This is a genomic window from Massilia sp. UYP32, from assembly GCF_050434365.1.
Taxonomy (GTDB): Bacteria; Pseudomonadota; Gammaproteobacteria; order Burkholderiales; family Burkholderiaceae_D; genus Telluria; species Telluria timonae.
Genome location: NZ_JBNDIK010000034.1, coordinates 53,110 through 70,866, shown reverse-complemented (window position 1 = coordinate 70,866; position 17,757 = coordinate 53,110). Strand labels below are relative to the sequence as shown.

General features: G+C 58.7%; 14 protein-coding genes and 1 pseudogene. 11 read left to right on the top strand and 4 right to left on the bottom strand.

Annotated features, from left to right (window positions below; translation table 11 throughout):
* The first annotated feature begins 111 nt into the window (after nucleotides 1-111).
* The 3 genes from ABIB42_RS23370 to ABIB42_RS23360 are packed head-to-tail and all read left to right on the top strand — an operon-like array spanning nucleotide 112 to nucleotide 3,015.
* Nucleotides 112-681 (top strand): hypothetical protein, encoded by a 570-nt coding sequence (locus ABIB42_RS23370; protein ID WP_429249053.1) that lies wholly within the window; start codon nucleotides 112-114, stop codon nucleotides 679-681.
* Nucleotide 682: 1 nt separating this feature from the next.
* The gene (locus tag ABIB42_RS23365) at nucleotides 683-1,663 is read left to right on the top strand and encodes an ATP-binding protein (protein WP_005670948.1); all 981 of its coding nucleotides are present in this window, start codon (nucleotides 683-685) and stop codon (nucleotides 1,661-1,663) included.
* Nucleotides 1,660-3,015: a TniQ family protein gene (locus tag ABIB42_RS23360; RefSeq protein ID WP_312485452.1), complete on the top strand. Its 1,356-nt coding sequence runs from the start codon at nucleotides 1,660-1,662 to the stop codon at nucleotides 3,013-3,015. Before ABIB42_RS23365 ends, ABIB42_RS23360 begins: the two co-directional genes overlap by 4 nt.
* Before the next feature lie 103 nt (nucleotides 3,016-3,118).
* Here ABIB42_RS23360 and ABIB42_RS23355 read toward each other — a convergent pair whose 3' ends face one another.
* Entirely contained in the window at nucleotides 3,119-4,186 is a 1,068-nt protein-coding gene (locus ABIB42_RS23355; RefSeq protein ID WP_005670944.1) for a cation transporter, read from the bottom strand.
* A 101-nt stretch (nucleotides 4,187-4,287) separates the two neighbouring features.
* Nucleotides 4,288-4,701 (bottom strand): MerR family transcriptional regulator, encoded by a 414-nt coding sequence (locus ABIB42_RS23350; RefSeq protein ID WP_040778152.1) that lies wholly within the window; start codon nucleotides 4,699-4,701, stop codon nucleotides 4,288-4,290.
* A 119-nt stretch (nucleotides 4,702-4,820) separates the two neighbouring features.
* Here ABIB42_RS23350 and ABIB42_RS23345 point away from each other — a divergent pair, with 119 nt between their 5' ends.
* From ABIB42_RS23345 to ABIB42_RS23335, 3 genes and pseudogenes are all read left to right on the top strand, one after another.
* Nucleotides 4,821-5,528, top strand: coding sequence for a TolC family protein (locus tag ABIB42_RS23345; RefSeq protein WP_157225735.1), 708 nt, complete (start codon nucleotides 4,821-4,823; stop codon nucleotides 5,526-5,528).
* 131 nt (nucleotides 5,529-5,659) lie between these two features.
* The gene (locus ABIB42_RS23340) at nucleotides 5,660-6,016 is read left to right on the top strand and encodes an efflux RND transporter permease subunit (protein ID WP_307161710.1); all 357 of its coding nucleotides are present in this window, start codon (nucleotides 5,660-5,662) and stop codon (nucleotides 6,014-6,016) included.
* A 66-nt stretch (nucleotides 6,017-6,082) separates the two neighbouring features.
* Nucleotides 6,083-6,236 (top strand): annotated as a pseudogene (locus ABIB42_RS23335) (dihydrolipoyl dehydrogenase); the annotation flags it as partial.
* Between the two features lie 193 nt (nucleotides 6,237-6,429).
* Here the strand turns inward: ABIB42_RS23335 and ABIB42_RS23330 are convergent.
* Nucleotides 6,430-8,358, bottom strand: a complete 1,929-nt coding sequence (locus ABIB42_RS23330) for an FTR1 family protein (RefSeq protein WP_429249052.1) — start codon at nucleotides 8,356-8,358, stop codon at nucleotides 6,430-6,432.
* Nucleotides 8,359-8,488: 130 nt separating this feature from the next.
* On the bottom strand, nucleotides 8,489-8,917 hold the full coding sequence (cadR, locus tag ABIB42_RS23325; RefSeq protein ID WP_005670935.1) for a Cd(II)/Pb(II)-responsive transcriptional regulator: 429 nt from the start codon (nucleotides 8,915-8,917) through the stop codon (nucleotides 8,489-8,491).
* A gap of 90 nt (nucleotides 8,918-9,007) precedes the next feature.
* Between cadR and ABIB42_RS23320 the strand changes: the two genes are divergently transcribed.
* From ABIB42_RS23320 to ABIB42_RS23300, 5 genes are all read left to right on the top strand, one after another.
* A complete protein-coding gene (locus tag ABIB42_RS23320; RefSeq protein ID WP_005670933.1) occupies nucleotides 9,008-11,443 on the top strand; it encodes a heavy metal translocating P-type ATPase in 2,436 nt (811 codons plus the stop codon).
* Complete coding sequence (locus tag ABIB42_RS23315; RefSeq protein ID WP_157225734.1) at nucleotides 11,427-11,831, top strand: hypothetical protein; 405 nt, start codon at nucleotides 11,427-11,429, stop codon at nucleotides 11,829-11,831. The genes ABIB42_RS23320 and ABIB42_RS23315 overlap by 17 nt, the downstream gene beginning before the upstream one ends.
* A 123-nt stretch (nucleotides 11,832-11,954) precedes the next feature.
* A complete protein-coding gene (locus ABIB42_RS23310; RefSeq protein WP_005670931.1) occupies nucleotides 11,955-13,259 on the top strand; it encodes a TolC family protein in 1,305 nt (434 codons plus the stop codon).
* Nucleotides 13,256-14,506: an efflux RND transporter periplasmic adaptor subunit gene (locus tag ABIB42_RS23305; RefSeq protein ID WP_005670929.1), complete on the top strand. Its 1,251-nt coding sequence runs from the start codon at nucleotides 13,256-13,258 to the stop codon at nucleotides 14,504-14,506. The genes ABIB42_RS23310 and ABIB42_RS23305 overlap by 4 nt, the downstream gene beginning before the upstream one ends.
* A 12-nt stretch (nucleotides 14,507-14,518) precedes the next feature.
* Complete coding sequence (locus ABIB42_RS23300) at nucleotides 14,519-17,704, top strand: CusA/CzcA family heavy metal efflux RND transporter (RefSeq protein ID WP_005670927.1); 3,186 nt, start codon at nucleotides 14,519-14,521, stop codon at nucleotides 17,702-17,704.
* Nucleotides 17,705-17,757 lie beyond the last annotated feature (53 nt).

Here is a 17,757-nt window from a genome sequence, read left to right as displayed (position 1 = left end):
TCTGCTGGGTACTGATTCACTGCGCGTCTTTGCTCCGCCCCCGGATGGATTAAAGTGATTCAAGTGACGCGACATCTATCCTGACAGAGGGGGATTCCGGCGCAGCAAGACTTGAAGCTTCTTTCTCATGTCGAAGTTGTTAAGGTTTGCGGCAGCCGCAAGAATAATATCCGGCCTCATGTGACTCTCGGGCGATGGAAGTATACAAACGCCGCGCTTGCGAACGCCTACGACCTCATCGACCGGCAGCTCATCGTCTACTGCGATCGACGCGATGTCCAGGTCGCAAATGCGACCGTACTCGAGACGGGCGAACAGCTCGGCGCTCTGCAGGCCCCGGCGAACAAGCAAGGACACCATATTTCCTGGCGCAACCGTGCACTTATGAACCAGGCAGGTCTGTCGCAACGCCTGCATGAGAATTCGACGTCAGTGGCGGCACGCTGGTGCGATGGCAAGGCGGACGAACTGCGCGAACGCAGCAAGCTTGCTCAAAACGCCAAGCGCGCGTCTAAGGAAGCGCTCGCCCTTTCCAAGGTCCAGGCCGATCAAAAGCGCATCGGTGATAAAGCGGCGCTAGGGGACTCACTGATACCTTCACCGCCTTCAATCTCGCCCAAGACCGGTAGTTTCTTCGATTTCGAAGCTCCCAAGACTGGTCCTACTTTTTTAGGAGATTAAATTGACTGCATTCGCTGACCTACTGACGATCGACCATCCTGCATTTAATCGAAATACTGTCCTATTGACCGAACCAATCAAGGAACTCTACCAAGTCGTCCGCCACATCCTGCTCGTGCGCGAAAGCGGTTGCTGTTTCACTGCGCAAAGCGGTGTAGGAAAGACTCGCGCGCTTGTCCTACTCGAACATCTACTGCGTGACCGCATGCCCGAATTGGTCGTGATCCGGCATAACAGCTGGAACCAGCAAGTTTCATCGATCCGCGCATTCTTCAAACATTTTCTTACTGCGGTAGGTCACCCAGAACTTCGTGGCGAGACCTTCGACCTGCGCCACCGACTTGTGCGACGCCTCATTGATCTGGCCCGGGTATATCAGTCACCGTTTGTCGTGCTCCTTATCGATGAAGCAAATGCCATGCGTCTAGAAGATTTTCTCTTCCTGAAAGATATCTATAACGAGTTGGACCGTGAAGGCGTCCAGTTGGTAACGATCATGATGGGGCAGGACCCAGATTTCTCTGACGTTATCGGCAGCCTTCGGGAGCTGGGTAAGTCTGATCTCATCTCCAGATTTGCACGGCGCCGTCAATCGTTTCGAGCATTCTCGTATAAGGAAGATGTGGCGTCGATTTTTGCTCAATATGACAGTTCCGTCTGGCCAGCTGAAACTTCCCAGACCTGGACCCAGTTTTTTATGCCGAATGCCTGGGACGCTGGATTTCGACTGGAGAACGAGACGACGAGGTTTTTTGAAGCTGTGAAAAAATGTTCCCCGCATTCGGTGCACAAAGTGGGTTTTCCAGCCCGACAATTCTTCACGGCACTACGGCGCTATCTCACGGTCCAGCATCATCGCGACGCACCGGGTGTGTTTCCAAGCTCGGACGCTTGGGACGAAGCTGTTGACTTTGCACTTCTGGCGGACTCAATTGCCGAAATGAAAGGTGAAGCCAAGCGAGCACAAGGGAGACCGCGATGAAAATTTACGATAACGCCGTTAGAGAGCTTCCTTCCAACGCCGCGCTCGATTTGGTTCCCTTGCCGAACGAATCGATGGTCTCCTCAATATGGCGATTCGCCTGGCGTAACGGCCTCGGAGTGAAAGAACTGCTCACCCATTGCACTCACGGTGCGGGCTATCAGAAAGAGCATGCTACTTTTTCCTACAAGCGTGGTTTCGACCCGGACGTGTTCAGTCACAGCAGCTGGTGGATTGATGAGCCGAGCGAGAAAGAGGTATTCGGATCATCATCTGAGAAACATAGGTCTATATGGTGGAATACTGCGTTTCGCTATTGTCCCCTATGTCTAGGGCATCTTTATCACAGCTTCTGGCATCAATCGAAGTTCCTCTCCCACTGCCCGCTAGATGGAGCTGCACTGCGCGATACGTGTTACTCGTGTGGCAAGCATTTGCCCACTTACGGATTTCATCAAGAAATCCTAAGCAGGCCATACGTCTGCCCGCACTGCAACGGTCCCGTCTCAGGCGTTGGATTGAGCGTGGATGCCCGGTTGGAGATACAGCAAAGCAAAAGGGAATACGCGCGGGCTTTTGAAAGTCTTGATCATTGGTGGGAGGAGTCGACAGCAGCACGCAATCAGCTAGAATCACTTTTGTCTTCACGGGCATATCATTTCTCGCCGTGGTTGAGGCCTGAAACTACATTGCTGCAGTGGGTTATTCACCAGGTCCCTCCGCCAGCAATACTACCTTTCACGACACGCAAAGTTCCCCAACTCGTGGTCTTGACCTGGAAAATTGCGCTTGAACGATGCGACCCTATGAAAAGCGTCCTTTATCCGAAGCGTTGGAAAACTGAAAAACTTAATCTTGCGCTAAAGGTTTATCGTGCAACGCTACGACGGTTACTTCGAGTAATCGCAGAATCGGAACCGTTCGACGATGAAGACTATGTTCGTCATCGAGCCGAATCCATCAGAGACCTTCTGGATTCTCCCAGCGGCTGCAACATGAAACTATTAGCCTTTATCATGCTCAGAAACAGCTACGAGACCTATTTTAGTTTGATGCATGCATCGCCAAACCAAGCAGATTTCCAGGACTGGAATGTGGGATTTCCTTATGGGAACGAATTTGCACAGCGGGTAAGGATATGCTGGCGGGCGCAGTTCGTCGCCGAGTATGCAGCGTTCTATTGGTGGCTAGTCGCTGTGCGCGATGGGAGGAAAAGAGTTGGCGATTTCAGAAGAGAAACGGCGACAATGAGTCATGTTGATGTGAAGTTCGACGGAAGTAATGGCGACTATATTATTGGTAAGGTTGCCTTCCCAGCTGTTGATGGACTTCGGCTTAGCCTGTCTCCCTGATGTCATAGGTGGGCGAAGTCGGATAATGAAGTAGCTACCATGACCGGTAGTGGGCAGCTCGCCACCTACCGGTCAGCCAATCTTGCAACAAAAGCAGATTTCGCTATCTTAGTTTGAGGATCCGGCGCGCACCAGTGAGTACGATGACGGCGATGATGGTGCCCACAACGAGATCGGGGTAGGGCGAACCAGTCCAGGTAACCAACACTCCAGCGGCGATCACGCCGAGATTGGCGATAACGTCGTTGGCGGAAAATATATAACTTGCCTTCATATGCGCACCCCGATCACGTTTCTTGGCGATCAAAATCAGGCAGGCAGCGTTAGCAATGAGGGCTACTGCTCCAACGCTCATCATCAAAACAGATTCGGGCTCACTGCCAAAGAAGACACGTCGAACCACTTCACTCAGCGCACCTAGTGCGAGCACGAGCTGAAGCCACCCAGCCACGTGGGCCGCACGAGTTTTTAGCGCAGCCGCGCGGCCAACCGCGTATAACGCTAAGCCATAGACCGCTGCATCGGCGAACATGTCGAGCGAATCGGCTACTAATCCTGCGGATTCTGCAATCAACCCCCATCCGAGTTCGACCACGAACATTACAGCATTTATAGCCAGCAGCAGCCGCAACGTTTTCGCCTCTGACGCGTCTCCGGCTTTATCGGAGCCGCTAGTCGATTGGGACAGGTCTGGTCGGGAACCAATCAGGTGGGCGCCCAAGTCTAACCGTGTCAGCTTCGACAATATAGGATCGATGTTTCCCGAGTGTGCTACGTGGAGCTGCCGTGCAGAGAGATCGAAGTTGAGCGAATGAATGCCGTCGACATCTGCTACCGCCATGCGAATCATGTTTTCCTCAGACGGGCAGTCCATCTTCGGTATTGCGAGCGTGCTGATCGTGCGTTGTACGGTAGAGCGTGGCTCAGCCGGACGTGAGCTGCGAAGCTCCACCCCCAGTCGCAAAGGTTGAAGGACGTCCAGAAGGATATCTGCGCTCCCACGGTGGAGCACTGTGACGGTTCGGGTATTGAGGTCGAAAGCGACATGATCGATGCCGTCGACTTTGTCCAAAGCCATCCGAATCAAGTTTTCTTCAGACGGACAGTCCATTTTGGAGACGAACAGCTCGGTTTCAAAGCCGCTTGAAGGCGTGGTCTGATTTTGTGTCATGAAAGTGAGTTTTTTGGTGGCTGGTTATTGGAGGGTAAACCTTCAACCAGCTTCAAGGTCAAGTGTGCTCAGGACCTGTGATTGGCACCACGCTGAGTGAGCTACCCGGCTTGTCCCGCCGGCGCGAGGGCATCAATGATCCCGCAATCGGCAAATCGGCCGCCCCGGCATGAAATCAGCAGACGGGAAAGGTGTTCTTTCAATAAGTTGAGGTCTCTGATCTTTTGTTCGACCTCGGCAAGGTGTTGTTCTGTCAGCGCTGTCACGGCGCAGCAGTCGCCGTCTCGCTGGTCGGAGAAGGCCAACAGGCTTCGAACCTGGTCGACCGTGAACCCGATCTCCCGTGCACGGCGAACAAAGCTCAGGCGTGCTACATCCTCGCTCCCGTACAGCCGGTAGTTGCTGCCAGAGCGGGATGGAGAGTCGAGCAACCCGATTTTCTCGTAATAGCGAATTGTCGCTGGGGGCATCTGCGCCGCAGCGGACAGCTGTCCTATCGTAAATGTGCGTGACATCTTCTCGACATTAAAGTGGCTTTAAGGTTTATAAATCTCATTTATTAATTCGTCAAGCGAATCCAATCAGGCGCATTGAGATCAACGCTTCCGTCGCCATGGCCCTAGTGGCCATGTGTATGGCCGCAGGCTCTGCCATTGCTGAGAGCACCCCATTGACACTTGCCGAAGCCGTCGCCCGAGCCGGTAGCCAGGCACCGCAGTTGAAGGGCGCCGAAGCGGCCTTGCACGTGGCCGATGCCATTGTGCGCCAGTCTGGACTTCGATCGAACCCGACCCTTTCCCTTGAGGCCGAAAATGTCATGGGATCGCGACGTTACTCCGGTTTCGGTGGAGGAGAAAAGGCGGTCCGGCTATCGATGCCTCTAGAGCTCGGAGGTAAGCGGAGCGCCAGGATGCGCGTGGCACAGTCGCAGCGGGCCGCTGCCGGCATTGGGGCGCGCTCTGCTGAAGCGGAGCTGACAGTTCGGATTACCGAAGCGTTCGTTACCCTTGCTGCCAGCGAGCGCTATGTTGCAATCGCTAATGCTGGTCATGAGCTGGCAGCGCGTGCTCACCATGCAGCACGTGAAAGGGTACCGGACATCACCAATACGCAGGTGCAGATCAACGTCGTCGCACCAGCGCTCGCGCCGGCCGACGTCGAACGGCAGGTCACCTATCCGATCGAAACGGCGTTTGCCGGCATTCCCGGACTGGAATCCACGCGCTCGCTGAAGCGCGTGAATGCATCAATGCCGACGCGCGGCCGCCGGCCGGTGCATGGATTACCTGGGGCGGACAGGTTGAAAACCTCGAGCGTGCGCGGATGCGCCTGGCGGTCGTAGTACCGGCCTGCTTCGCACTCATCTTGGTGCTGTTTTATTCTGCCGTCGGTTCCTAGCGCGCTGCCGCGGTCGTGTTCACGGGCGTGCCTCTCGCCGGGATCAGGCGTATCGCCGCACTCTGATCGCGTGGCCTGCCATTTTCGATTTCGGCGGCCGTCGGATTCATCGCATTGTCCGGTGTTGCCGTCCTCAATGGGCTGGTGATGGCGGGTTTGATCGACGACCTGGCGAAACAGCTTCCGTGGGCCGAAGCGGTGCCCGAAGGTGCGCTGCGACGCCTGCGCCCCGTCTCAATGACGGCATTGGTCGCGTCGCTGGGCTTCGTGCCGATGGCATTGGCAACCGGCGCCGGCGCCGAGGTGCATCGGCCGTTGGCCACCGTCGTGATCAGTGGCTTGATCTCCGCCATGATCCTGACGCCGTTCGTGCTGCCAACGCTTTACCAGCGCTTCGCCCGTCCGCCCGAGAACGTGGCGGAGGGAATTTAATCAATCCGGCAGAGTGAACGCAACGACTCGGGCATTGGGAGGAATCACGTGAAAGCGTAGTACGACCTGTTCATCGTCGGCGCGGGTTCAGGCGATTACATCGCCGCAATCCGCGCCGGACAGCTCGGCTTGTCCGTGGCCTGCATCGAATCGAATCCTTACGCCGCACCCGACGGCCAGGCGCCCCGGCGGAACCTGCCTAAACGTGGGAAGCATCCCGAGGATCCCCCAAGCACGGCCAAGGCGGCGCTTACAAAATAGATTGGAATCTGATTCGGTCCAAGCTTTCGCGGTTCAAGCTGTTTAGCTCCCGGCGAAAACGTCATGGTTGCATGCGTCGAGCCAGGTGAGGCTCAAGCTGAAGATTGCTCCGGCTAGCATCGGTCGCGATGCCAGCTGCGAGCGTCCGCTTACTATTTGCGGACCTTCATCAGATTGAAGCCGAAGCCAAGACCAGCCGCCAGGAGCAGGGCCAGTTGCGCCGCATAAGTCTCTATCGTCGGGTAGAGGCCGAGAACTGGCATCCGCGGTCCCGTGACCGGTGTGGCCGTCAGCCATCCGGCTTCCTGCAGCCCTGCGATTCCTTTTCCGACCAGGACAACTGCCAGGGCGGCCACCAGCACGGAGCTGAACGAGAAGAATTTACCGATCGGCATGCGTGCACTGGTACGCAGGAAAATTACGGCGATCACCGACAGCAGGACCAGGCCTGTAACGAATCCTGCCAGCAGGGCGGTGCCGTTGCCGTCAGCGGCGAGCGCCGAGTAGAACAGGACCGTTTCGAAGACTTCACGGTACACCGCGATGAACGCCAGGGCAAACAAGGCCCATGCGGAGCGTTTTTCCATCGCTGCCGTCAAATGCTGCTTGAGGTAGGCTTGCCACTGTCCGGCCTGGCCTTTCTGGTGCATCCATAGTCCGACCGACAGCAGCACCGCGGCAGCGAATAGCGACGAGAGGCCCTCGGTCACTTCACGGCTTGCGCCACTGATGCTGACCACATAGGTGGCCACCACCCATGTCAAGGCGCCTGCCGCCAGCGCCGAGATCCAGCCTGCGTGCACGTAGTGCAAGGCTTGTGGACGCTCCGCTTTGCGCAGGAACGCGACCATCGCGATCACAATCAACAAGGCTTCGACACCTTCGCGCAGGAGAATGGTCAACGCGCCCACGAACACCGTCGTCGCATCGGTCTTGTTCGCGCCGGTAAGCTCCTCGACACGCACGAAATACGCGTCGAGTTGCGCGGCGTATTCGGTCGCACGCAACACGTTGCCTTGTGCAACCGCGCCCCGGTACAGCTGCATGGTTCGCTCAACGTCGACCAGCAACTGGCGGTCAGTCGCATCGAGCCTCGCCTCGAGCGGCTCGAAACCGTCCAGGTAGGCCGATAAAGCAAGCTCGGTAGCCTTCGACCGCTGGTTATTTTTCAAGGTATCCAGACTGTCTTGCAGCAGCTTGCGCGCAAGAACGATGCCCTTGCGTTCTTGCTGCTCCAGTACCACCCCGGGGTGGGTACGTGCATAGGCCAGAACCGACCGCGCGGTCGACGATGAGCTTGCCTTCGCCAGTTCTTCTTCGGTTGCCGTCACGAGCGTGTTCATGTCGGGAATCGTGGCAGACGCGGAGCTGCTCTGGGCGAATGCAGACTCTCCGGCTGCGATGTCCGTGTCCTTGAACGCCAGGCGGCCGACATAGAACGCCAGAGACCAGCGGTCATGCTCGGACAAGCCTGCAAAGGCCGGCATCGATGTGCCCTCGACACCCTGGCTGATGACCTGATACAGGGCCATGAGAGAGCGCGAGCGGGCTCTTTCCTCATCGGTAAATGCGATCGGTTTGGGTTCGAGCTTGGCCGCGAGTGCCCCATCGCCGGCGCCGGCCGCTCCATGGCATGAAGCGCATTGCGCCTGGTACAGCGCCGCACCGCGGGCCAGATCGGGCAGGGCGCGCGGCGCAACAGGGAAGGGGTAGGCCTGCAGCAGCAAACGGTTTGCCTCGCGCGCAAGCTGGGCAACCTGTTGCGGCGATTCCTTGCGCTCGACCGCCTGCTTTAGTTTTATGGTGGCAGCTGCCAGTTCTGCATGCAGGGGATGCGGAGGCAATGCCTTCACCTGGTTCTGCGCGCGCGTCGAGAACTCCTGCATTTCGCCGTATTCGAGTTCGCTGACAATCGCTCCGTTCTGGACCGCGCCGGCGTAATCGACGGCGACATAATCGAGCAACTGCCAGAGCTGTCGGACTTCCGCTTCCGATGATGTGGGATTAGCGTGTGTCGTACCGATCACGCAGCAGCAGAACATTACGGAGGCGATTAGCCGACGCCAAACGGGGTACGTCATATCGGGATACTTGTCTTCAGGTTCGAGAACCTGATATTAAACACCTTCTAGCTACTTGAAGGTCAAGCGCATTGTTGCGGCTGTTCGCTGATTCGGCAATGCAGTGATGGCGCGGAAAGTCCAGGGCTGGTCAATGGCGCCCAAGCCTTGCTGGCTCGTCGCAAGCGTCGGCAGTGCCGAGCGCCTGCAGGATTTCACATGGGTTTGTGCTGTCGGTGGCGACGCAACGGCTCCTGAGGTCTCTGAGCTGCGCTTCCAGTACTGACAGGTTTGCTATACGGTCGACGATGTGCCCGATGTGCTTGTCGAGTAGCGCGTTGACGCTCTCGCAATTTTTTCCGGGCGCCTCGCGAAAATCGAGCAGCGTCCGGATCTCATCGAGTGTCATGTCCAAGGCGCGGCAATGGCGAATGAACAGCAAGCGCTCAGCGTGAAGCTCGTTATAGGCTCGATAATTGTTTGCCGACCTCTCAGGCGGAGCGAGCAATCCGATGCGCTCATAGTAGCGGATGGTTTCAACCAAGCAGCCTGACCGGTCTGCCAATTCGCCAATTTTCAAGAAAAATCCCGCTACTTTAACTTAGTGCTTGACCCCGTACCCGCTACAGGGTGTTCAATGTGAACTATACACAGTTCTCGAGGAGTCGTCATGTCGGAATGCCAGACCAAATCATGTTGCGAAAAATCTGCATCGATCGAGACCGCGGGTGCCTCGTCTTCAACCCTGGACCGTTCCCTTCTCATTCGCATCGACCAAATGGACTGCCCGACTGAAGAGGGGCTGCTGCGGCAGGCGCTTGGGCGCGTCGCAGGCGTCGGAAAGCTCGAGTTCAATCTTGTCCAGCGCCGCTTGCGGGTGGAGCACAGCCTCGGCGATCCACAGGCGATCCTTGCAGCAGTACGGGCGGTCGGCATGGACCCGGTGATTGAACAGACCGAGGAGCAAAGCGGGTCAGCAGCCGGCACTGTTTTCCGCATCGAGAACATGGATTGCCCAACCGAGGAGACGCTCATCCGTAACAAGCTGTCCGGCATGCCGCAGGTCCAACAGCTCGACTTCAATCTCGTCCAGCGTCGCTTGGTCGTCAGGCATAGTGGGCCGGCAATGGCGATCCTGGATGCACTGACGTCCATCGGTATGCAGGCGGTGCTCGTTGCAGCTGGGCAAGGACGAGCCGAGGCGGTCCCACCCGTCTCCCGAAAGCGGCAGTATGCAGTCCTTGCCCTGGGCTTGGCCGCAGCAGTCGGTGCCGAGGTGGTCGCATGGACGACGGGCGATGAAAACTGGTGGCCAGTCATCCTGCTATCGCTGCTTGCGATCGCGACGACGGGCTTGGGGGTGTACAAGAAAGGCTGGATCGCGCTCAAGAACCGCAACCTGAATATCAATGCCCTGATGTCAATCGCCGTGACCGGGGCGGTACTGATCGGGCAGTGGCCCGAAGCGGCGATGGTCATGGTCCTTTTCGCGCTTGCCGAGATAATCGAGGCCCGATCGCTTGACCGTGCGAGAAACGCCATCCAGGGCCTGATGGCACTGACACCCGAGCGGGTAAGCGTGCGCCTTGACGACGGCAGCTGGAGTGAACAGGACGCCACCACGGTCGCGATCGGCGCCCTGGCCCGTGTCGCACCCGGCGAGCGGATCGCTTTGGATGGGGAAGTGACCACCGGCCAGTCGTCCGTCAACCAGGCGCCGATCACGGGCGAGAGCATGCCGGTACCAAAGACGGTCGGCGACAAGGTGTTTGCCGGCACGATCAATGAAACGGGCTCTTTCGAATACCGTGTCACCGCCGGCCACAGCAACTCGACCCTGTCGCGCATCATCCGCGCGGTCGAGGACGCGCAGGGCAGCCGCGCGCCCACGCAGCGTTTCGTCGACCGCTTCTCCAGCATCTACACGCCCATCGTGTTCGCCATTGCGCTCGCCGTCGCTCTGGTGCCGCCGCTCATGCTGGGCGCCGAATGGATGCCATGGATCTACAAGTCACTCGTTCTGCTGGTGATCGCGTGCCCCTGCGCCCTGGTGATCTCGACCCCGGTCACCGTCGTCAGCGGCCTGGCTGCGGCGGCGAGAGCCGGTATCCTCATCAAAGGCGGCGTCTACCTGGAGCAGGGCGGCAAGCTGCGCTCGCTCGCACTGGACAAGACCGGCACGATCACCCAAGGTAAACCCGAAGTGACGGACGTGTTGCCCCTGCAAGGCGATGCACAGACTCATCTGCAGCTCGCGGCCGCGCTCGCGGACCGTTCCGACCATCCGGTATCGACCGCGGTGAGCCGCCACTGGCAAAACTTGGGCCTGGACCTGCTCCTCGCATCCGTGACCGAGTTCGAGGCCTTGACCGGCCGTGGCACGAAAGGGCGGATCGACGGGAAGTGGTACTACCTCGGCAATCACCGCCTGGTCGAGGAGCTCGGCATCTGCAATACCGCGACGGAAAGCGTCCTGTCGACACTGGAGGGTGAAGGAAAGACCGCGGTTGTCCTCTGCGATGAGACGTCGCCACTGCTGGTGATCGGCGTGGCCGATACCATTCGTGAAACCAGTCGCGAAGCGGTGGCCCAGCTTCATAGGTTGGGGATCCGGACGGTCATGCTCACCGGCGACAACGCGGTGACGGCCAAAGCGATCGCACGGCAGGTTGGCATCGATGACGCCCGCGGGAACATGCTGCCCGAGGATAAGCTCTCTGCCATCAATGACGAGGTGGCGCAATTCGGTACCGTCGGCATGGTAGGGGATGGCATCAACGATGCCCCGGCGCTGGCCAAGGCCGATATCGGGTTTGCGATGGGCGCAGCGGGCACCGACACGGCCATTGAAACAGCCGACGTCGCGCTGATGGATGATGATTTGCGCAAGATCCCGCAGTTCATTCGCCTGAGCAGGCAGGCAGCCGCCATCCTCAAGCAGAACATCGTTGCAGCCTTGCTGATCAAGGCCGTGTTCCTGGTGCTCGCTATCGCAGGATCGGCCACCTTGTGGATGGCCGTGTTCGCGGACATGGGCGCCAGCCTGCTGGTTATCTTTAATGGTATGCGTCTGCTTCGCGTGCGTCTGCATGGCAGCAACGATTAACCGCACCGATGCTATACTCGCGACCATGATGCGCCGTTTTCTCACTTGCATGCTGATGATGCTCGCGTTCCAGTTCACCTGGAGTGCGATCAGCGCCTATTGCATGCATGAGACTGGACGAGCCGCACAGCACCTTGGACATCATCAGCATAAGACCGACGCTCACGATCAGGTGGCGGCGGCCGATGACGGTAAGCCTGCGTCGACGAAGAAGATCGCGCAGCACTCGCATTGTTCTTCGTGCGCGCACGCAGTGCTCGCTCCCGCAGCCGTTCAAAACGCCCCCTACCTGACGATGGCGCACTTCGCGCCGGTTGGTCCAAACGTCAGTTACGTTTCAGTCACTCAAGTCCCTCCCGAACGCCCCCAGTGGCCCGCCGCCGTGTAATTCCGGCGGCTATACCTTCTTTTACCAGGTAATCCCCGAGCCTTCCGACCGTGTGCCAACGCACTCGGCCGGTGTGCTCGCTGTCGCCGGATAGCTTTCGATTCGTTAACTTCGGAGTTATCTATGCAATCCAGATCGTTGATCATGGGCGCGCTGTTGCTGTTTTCACAGTCGACGTCCCTTTACGCGCAAACGGAAATTTTGCGCGATCCAAACAGTCCGCCGCTCGCCGGGAATACGTCGCTACTGCCGCTGACCCTGCAGCAGGCGTTGCAGGCTGCGTACGCAGGCAACCCAGGCTTACGAGCCGCATCACAGGCGATCGGCATTGCCGAGGGTGGGAGGCTTCAGGCAGGCGTCATACCCAATCCTGAGCTGGCTCTATCCACCGAAGGAACCGACCGTCGGTCCAGGGTCGAGACCGCCCAGATTACCCAGCTCATCGAGCTCGGCGGCAAACGAAGCGCCCGCATCGCGGTCGCCGAACAAGAGCGTCTACTCGCCGTCCAAGCAGTGAACGTGCGACGAGCGATGTTGCGTGCCGACGTTATGGCGGCCTATTTGGAGGCCTTGACAGCGCAAGAGCGGGTCGGTCTGGCCGAGGCGGCCATTGAGGTCGCAAGCCGGGCGACGAATGCCGCGAGTCGGCGCGTCGCTGCCGGCAAGATATCGCCAGTCGAACAAACCCGTGCGAGTGTTGCAGAGTCGGCCGTGCGTCTTGACCTCACCCAAGCAACAGCCGACCTGAAGTCAGCCAAACGCAAGTTAGCGATACTGATGGGCAGCTCGCGAGCGATTGCCCAGCCACTCCAGATGCCAGCCGTCGAGTTCGCTGCCGTACCGACGATGAACGAGCTCGAGCAGCGGCTAACCATGTCGCCGCAACTGCGTCAGGCCGAAGCGCAAGTCAAACGGCAGGATGCTTTGGTCGGCATGGAACGTTCGGCGCGGGTACCAGATGTGACGGTGACCGTGGGTAGCCAGCGGGATCGTGAACGCAGCGGGAGCGAAGCCGTCTTTGGTATCTCCGTACCGCTGCCACTTTTCAATCGCAACCAGGGGAACATGCTCTCAGCACTTAGACGAGCCGACCAGGCTCGCGACGAATTAGGCGCCGAGCAGCTTCGGGTGTATGAGGAAATCGCGGACGCTCACCAGCGTGCAGAGGTCGCTCAGCTTCAGATCGACAGCCTCAAGTCCGAGATGCTGCCAGCGGCGCAGCAAGCCTATGACGCTGCCGTGACTGGTTTTGAACTCGGAAAATTCGGGTTTCTCGACGTTCTTGACACCCAGCGCGCATTAATTCAGGCACGCAGCTTGTATCTGCGCGCTCTGTCCGATCGGTATCGAGCAGCAACTGATATCGAACGAATCGCACCGGCTACTAATGCCGAGAGCACCACCATCTTCAAGGAACACCTGCAATGACGCCCCTGCAAAATCATCGTAAGAAAAATCTGCCAATCATTGCCGCAATCGTGGCCGTCGGTGTCGTGCTGGCCCTGGCCATCCTGTTCTGGAACAAGGGAAGCGCTGAAGGTAGCGCCGGCGAAGATGCCCATGGCCATGCCGAGAGCGGTCAGAAGGAGGGCGCAAAAGAAGCCGGTGGAGCAGGCGACGAACGCGCCGAGGATGAGCACAAGGACGAAGGAGTGGTCAAGCTGCCGGTCATGCAGGCAGAAAAGGCCGGAATTACGACCGCCGTTGCCGGTGCGGCCACGATCGAGAACATTGTCAAACTGCCTGGCGAAGTCCGTGTCAACGACGATCTGACAGCTCACGTAGTGCCGCGCCTGGGCGGCGTCGCCGAATCAGTGCCGGCGCAGCTGGGGCAAACGGTCAAGAAGGGCCAGGTGCTAGCCGTCATTTCAAGCCCGGAGCTGGCTGACCTGCGTAGCGCCGCGAGCGCGGCACAGGTAAGGCTCGGCCTGGCCAAAACCATCTATGAGCGGGAAAAGAAACTGTGGGAGGACCGTATCTCTGCCCAGCAGGACTTTCAGCAGGCCGAACAGGCACTTCGCGAGGCCGAGCTTACCTTGCAGGCAGCGCGCTCGAAATTGGCAGCTCTTGAAGTGGGCTCCGGAGGCGGCGCATTGAACCGGTACGAGTTGCGTGCGCCGTTCGACGCTGTCGTCGTTGAAAAGCACATCACGCGGGGCGAAGCGGTGCAGGAAAACACCAATGTTTTCGTACTAACCGACCTCTCGCGCGTCTGGGTCGATGTCGCAGTCACACCGAAAGACTTGGCAAGCGTGCGCAGCGGCGCAACGGCGGTTGTCAGTGCCACCGGCTCTGATATGAAAGCCGTTGGGAAGGTAAGTTATGTCGGCTCACTAGTCGGGGCACAGTCCCGCGCCGCCACAGCGCGCGTCGTGATCGACAACCCAGGCGGCGCGTGGCGCCCTGGCCTGTTCGTGGACGTCGCACTGGTGCAAGGGACTAAACAGGCTGCTGTGGCGATTCCGGCCGATGCTATCCAGACGGTGGAAGACAAGCCAGTAGTGTTTGTAGTGACGGAAGGGGGCTTTCGCACGCAGCCGATCGTGGCCGGCATTAGTGACGGCAAAGGGGTGGAAATCCTGAAGGGCCTGGCAGCAGGAACGCGCTACGTTAATCGCGGCAGCTTCGTGCTCAAGGCCGAACTTGGCAAGGGCAGCGCCGAGCACGACCACTAATAGGGGATTTCCATGTTCGAACGCATCATTCGTTTCGCCATCGACAGCCGATGGCTGATCATGGGTCTAGTCCTGGCCATGGCGGCAATTGGCGTCTACAACTATCAGCGTCTGCCGATCGACGCTGTGCCAGATATTACTAACGTGCAGGTTCAGATCAACACCTCGGCACCAGGCTATTCGCCGCTCGAGGTCGAGCAGCGCATTACCTATCCGGTCGAGACCGTGATGGCGGGCCTGCCTGGACTGCAGCAGACTCGCTCATTATCGCGTTACGGGCTGTCGCAGGTCACAGTCGTTTTCCAGGATGGTACTGACATCTACTTCGCGCGCCAGCTGGTCAACCAGCGACTGCAGGAAGCCCGTGAAGGGCTGCCGGAGGGCGCAACGCCCATGATGGGGCCAATTTCCACTGGCTTGGGCGAGATCTACCTCTGGACGGTCGAAACAGAAGCAGGCGCAAAGAAGCCTGACGGGACAGCCTATACGCCAACTGACTTGCGCGAAGTGCAGGACTGGATCATCAAGCCGCAGTTGCGTCAGGTCCCGGGCGTGACCGAAATCAATTCGATCGGTGGCTTCGCTAAGGAATACCACATCACGCCGGATCCGAACCGGCTCAGTTCCTATGGTCTGACCCTGGCCGACGTCGTCACTGCGGTTGAGCGCAATAACGATAACACCGGGGCAGGCTACATCGAGCGCTCGGGCGAACAGCTTCTCATCCGCGCGCCGGGGCAGGTGCGAACCATCGAAGACATCCAAAACACCATCCTGAAAAATACCGATGGCGTCGCGGTTCGGATTCGTGATGTCGCGGACGTCGCCGTCGGCCGCGAACTGCGCACGGGCGCCGCGACCGACAACGGTGCCGAAGTTGTGCTCGGTACCGTATTCATGCTCATCGGCGAAAACAGCCGGCAGGTCTCGCAGCTCGTTGCAGAGAAGATGGTCGAGATCAACAAGACTTTGCCTGCTGGCGTCAAGGCCGTCCCCGTGTATGACCGTACGGTGCTGGTCGACAAGGCGATTTCCACGGTACGTAAGAATTTGCTCGAAGGTGCGATCCTGGTGATCGTGATCTTGTTCCTATTCCTGGGCAATATCCGCGCAGCGATTATTACCGCGATGGTCATTCCACTGTCGATGCTATTCACCTTCACCGGCATGGTGACCTACAAGGTCAGTGCCAACTTGATGAGCTTGGGTGCTCTCGACTTCGGCATCATCATCGATGGCGCGGTCGTGATCGTGGAGAACTGCGTGCGGCGCCTGGCGCACGCGCAAGAACAGACCAAACGTGACCTAACCTTGGAAGAGCGCTTCCGTGAAGTGTTTGCGGCCGCAAAGGAAGCGCGCCGGCCACTGCTGTTCGGGCAGTTGATCATTATGGTTGTGTACCTGCCGATTTTCGCTTTGAGCGGGGTCGAGGGCAAAATGTTCCACCCGATGGCGTTCGCTGTCGTCATAGCTTTGCTTGGCGCGATGATTCTGTCGATCACGTTCGTGCCCGCGGCCGTTGCCCTGTTCATCGGCAAGCGCGTGGCCGAAAAGGAGAACCGCTTAATGACAATGGCGCGTAATGCCTATGCGCCTGCATTGCGCGCTGTCCTGCGTAACGGACCGATCGTGCTGACGGCATCGATTGTCACCGTGGTCCTGTCTGGACTGCTGGCGACACGACTCGGGAGCGAATTTATTCCCAACTTGAATGAGGGCGACATTGCGATCCAGGCGCTACGCATTCCCGCGACCAGCCTCACCCAATCAGTCGATATGCAGAAGAAGCTGGAGGTCGGCCTCAAAGCGAAGTTCCCCGAGATCGAACGGATATTTGCCCGCACCGGTACCGCCGAGATTGCATCCGATCCGATGCCGCAAAACATCTCGGACGGCTACATCATGCTCAAGCCGGAGGCCGACTGGCCGAAACCGAAACGCAGCCACGCCGAACTTGTGGAAGCCATCCAAGAGGAGGCGGAAAAATACACCGGCAATGCCTATGAGTTCTCGCAGCCTATTCAACTGCGTTTCAACGAGCTAATCTCCGGCGTGCGTAGCGACGTCGCAGTCAAGCTGTATGGCGACGACATGGAAGTGCTGGCATCGACCGGTGCTCAGATCGCCGCGGTGCTACAACGCGTGCCGGGCGCAGCTGAAGTTAAGGTAGAGCAGACTACCGGTTTGCCGATGCTGACAGTCAATATTGACCGGGACAAGGCAGCGCGCTACGGGCTGAACATCACTGATGTGCAGGCCACGATCTCTGCGGCCACAGGTGGACGCGAGGCCGGCACCATGTTCGAAGGCGATCGCCGCTTCGCCATCGTGGTACGGCTACCAGAGGTGCAACGCGCAGACTTGGATGCACTTCGTCGCCTGCCGATCGCAGTGCCACCACCCTCAGGCACAAGCGCTGGAGGCAATGAAGACGTTCCCGCCTTCATTCCCTTAGGTGAACTGGCAACGCTCGATCTAGCACCGGGTCCGAACCAGATCAGCCGCGAAGACGGCAAACGCCGTATCGTGGTCAGTGCCAATGTACGCGGCCGCGATATCGGCAGCTTCGTGCCGGAAGCGGAGGAGGCTCTGGCCAAGGGCGTGAAGATCCCTGCAGGCTATTGGACCACTTGGGGCGGGACATTCGAACAGCTTCAGTCGGCTACCCAGCGCTTGCAGATCGTTGTGCCGCTGGCGTTGTTCCTGGTGTTCATGTTGCTATTTATGATGTTCCGAAACGTCAAAGACGGGCTGTTGGTGTTCACCGGCATCCCGTTTGCCTTGACCGGCGGGATCGCGGCCTTGGCTTTACGAGGCATTCCGCTGTCGATTACCGCTGCGGTCGGCTTCATCGCCTTGTCTGGGGTGGCCGTGCTGAACGGGCTGGTAATGATTTCGTTCATCCGCTCGCTGCGAGAAGACGGCATGTCGCTCGACGAAGCGATCACCCATGGAGCGCTAACGCGTCTGCGGCCGGTCCTTATGACGGCGCTAGTTGCGTCCTTGGGATTTGTGCCAATGGCGATTGCCACTGGCACCGGCGCCGAGGTACAACGCCCGCTGGCGACGGTGGTTATCGGCGGCATCCTGTCGTCCACGGCGCTAACGTTGTTGGTACTGCCTCTTCTATATCGACTGGCGCATCGTAAGGATCCAGATGGCCCCCTGCGTGAGACGCGCGTGGTCACCCCCGTCTAAAACCCGCGTGAAGCTGTGTATCCGGCGGTGTGAACAGCACACCGCCTCTTGAG